Source organism: Pseudomonas spirodelae, assembly GCF_034653255.1.
Lineage (GTDB): Bacteria > Pseudomonadota > Gammaproteobacteria > Pseudomonadales > Pseudomonadaceae > Aquipseudomonas > Aquipseudomonas spirodelae.
This window is the reverse complement of sequence record NZ_JAYEET010000061.1, coordinates 1-2777: the sequence shown is the minus strand read 5'-3', so window position 1 is coordinate 2777 and position 2777 is coordinate 1. Positions and strand designations below refer to the sequence as shown.

2 protein-coding genes are annotated in these 2777 nt (G+C 61.2%); both read right to left on the bottom strand.

Annotated features, from left to right (window positions below):
* Positions 1–223: 223 nt before the first annotated feature.
* A complete protein-coding gene (istB, locus tag SOP97_RS20125; protein ID WP_011911830.1) occupies positions 224–1027 on the bottom strand; it encodes an IS21-like element ISPst3 family helper ATPase IstB in 804 nt (267 codons plus the stop codon).
* Positions 1020–2519, bottom strand: a complete 1500-nt coding sequence (gene istA / locus SOP97_RS20120; protein ID WP_322947996.1) for an IS21 family transposase — start codon at positions 2517–2519, stop codon at positions 1020–1022. Before istA ends, istB begins: the two co-directional genes overlap by 8 nt.
* Positions 2520–2777 lie beyond the last annotated feature (258 nt).

Genomic DNA, 2777 nt, shown 5'->3' with positions numbered 1-2777 from the left:
ACTCAGCCGAGTGCACGATTAGAGGCTCGTGTTGGCGCTGATGGAAAATTGACCCACCCTGCCGATTGAAATTTGACCCAGGGCGGATTGCTGATTTTGTTACCAGCAACTGTGGATAAGTCTACCAGCGCAGCTGCTGTTGCCCCCACTCCTTCGCTAGCCCAGTTCAGTTGTTTAAGACCTGCCACACGCAGCCATGTAGCAGGCCGTCGTCGCCATGAAATCAGAACGGCTCATCGTCCTCCGGTTCTTGGCCGCCCTTACGCTTTCGCTCCCGTGATTTGATCTTGGCCTGGGCCGCCAAGCTACTGTGTTGCAGGCGATAGGACTCGTTACCGGTTTCGACGATGTGGCAGTGGTGGGTCAGCCGATCCAGCAGGGCGGTGGTCATCTTGGCGTCGCCGAACACGCTCGACCATTCGGCGAAGCTCAGGTTGGTGGTGATCACCACGCTGGTGTGTTCGTACAGCTTGGACAGCAGGTGAAACAGCAACGCACCGCCAGCCTGGCTGAACGGCAGATAACCCAGTTCGTCGAGGATGACCAGATCCATGCGCAGCAGTGCCTGGGCGATCCGCCCGGCTTTGCCGTCGTGTTTTTCGCGCTCCAGCAGATTGACCAGATCGACCGTGGAGTAGAAGCGCACGCGCTTACCGTGCCGGGTGATGCCGGACACGGCCAGCGCGGTGGCTAGGTGGGTTTTACCGGTGCCTGGCCCACCGATCAGCACCACGTTCTGCGCGGTGTCGGTAAAGGCCAGGCTGGCCAGCTCGCTGATCAGGCGTGCGTCGGCGCTAGAGGCGTTGAAATCGAAGCTGGCCAGATCGCGGTGCATCGGCAGCTTGGCCATGTTCATCTGGTGGCTCACCGAGCGCATGGCGCGATCTGTGTGCTCTTGTTCCAGCAGGTGTTCGAGCAGCCACTTGGACGAGGCTGTGTTCGACTCACCCTGTGCAGTTAACTCCGCCCAGGCCGTGGCCATGCCGTGCAGGCGCAGCTCCTTGAGTTCCGCCATCAAATCACGCATGACCGATCTCCTCGGTCTGGCCACGCAGGCGGTCGTAGCGCGCCGTGTTAGCGACGGGGGCTTCCTTGAGCGACAAGTGGGTTTCGACGCTGGGTGGTGGTTCGGTCGCGGCCAGGCGCGCCACGACATTGAGGATGTGTTCGGCGCTCAGGCTGCCGCTTTCCAGTACCAGCTCAACAGCCACCAGCACCGCATCGAGCCCGGCGACCGGTACGGCAGCCAGAACTTGCGCCATGATCCGGTCACCGCCGGCATGACGCCCCAGACCGTGCTTAAGCTGACGCAGCGGCGCCGGCAGATCAGCAAAGGGCGCGCCGTTGCGCAGCGCACCGGGCTTGCGTTCGATCAGCGGGAGGTAGTGCTGCCAGTCATAGCTGACCTGGTCGCGATCCAGCAAGCGGACATGGCTGGCGATCAGCGCGTCGTCAGCCACCACCTCGATTCGCGTCGGATACAAACGGCTGCTGACCCACTTACCCGCGTACTCACACGGCACCGAGTAGCGGTTGCGCCCGACACTAACCAGGCAGGTGCTGGAGACCCGCGCAGGCCGCTCGACGTAACCGTCGAAGGCCGCGGGCATAGGCATCAGTTCGGCGCGCTCCAACTCCAGTACCTCGGCCACACTGAGCCCGCTGTATTGAGGGTGCGTCAGCTCGTTCCAAAGCGCGCGGCAGCGCTGGCCCAGCCAGGCATTGAGTTCCTCGAAGGAGTGAAACTGGCAGTCCTGGGCGTCTAGCCAGATACGCCTGCGGCTGTCTTGCACGTTCTTTTCAACGATGCCCTTTTCCCAACCAGCGGCGACGTTGCAGAAGTCCGGATCGAACAGGTAATGCGCGCACATCACCGCAAAGCGCGCATTCACCGCCCGGCCTTTGCCCTTATTGACCTTGTCGACGGCGGTCTTCATGTTGTCGTAGATGCCCCGGCGCGGCACGCCGCCCAAGGAGCCGAACGAGCGTGTATGGGCGTCAAATAACATCTCATGGCCCTGGCTCGGATACGCCACAAGCCAGAACGCACGGCTGGCACACAGCTTCAGATGTGCCACCTGCATACGCCGGTAAATGCCGCCGACCAGCAAGCCTTCCTCGCTCCAGTCAAACTGAAACGCCTCGCCAAGAGCAAAGGTCAGCGGCACAAAGGCCTGCGACGCCTTGCCCTGTCCCCCTCGCCAGGCACGGATAAACGCGGTGAGCTGGCTGTAGCCACCGTCATAACCTTCGGCTTTGATTTGCGCCAACAGCGCCTTGGCACTGCGCCGCTGTTGCTTGGGCCGCAGCGAATCGGCTTTTAGCGCCTGCTCCAGCGTGGCGTGAAAAAGGCTGAGTTTGTTGAAGATCGCGCGGCGTTGGTAGACCGGCGGCTTGGCCTCAGGTGCTCTGACCCACTTGCGAATCGTGTTGCGCGCCAACCCGGTGCGCTTGGCTATCTCATGCAGCGACAGCTTGTCGCGGAAATACATCCGGCGAATTTTGCCCATCATTTCCATACTGATCACCCTGTGTTCTCCTGCTCAAAAATTGAGCAGAAGCAGTTGAACACCTGGGTCAGTTTTCAGTCGGCAGAACAGCCTCTACTGGGTCAGTTTTCGGTCAGCGGCAACAGGCTGGGTAGCGCAGCTCGTGAGTGAACACCTGAACGGTGTCTTCATCGGCCTTACGCTTCTTGCCTACGTCGCTGTCGGAGCAGACGGCAAAGCTGTGGAGCGGGGTTTCGCTTTCCTGCGTCCATTCGGTGAGGGTCTGCG

What these genes read in the sequence shown, in the direction of transcription:
- istB (WP_011911830.1), bottom strand. Translation starts at nt 1,027, where the DNA reads ATGCGTGATTTGATGGCGGAACTCAAGGAGCTGCGCCTGCACGGCATG.
- istA (WP_322947996.1), bottom strand. Translation starts at nt 2,519, where the DNA reads ATGGAAATGATGGGCAAAATTCGCCGGATGTATTTCCGCGACAAGCTG.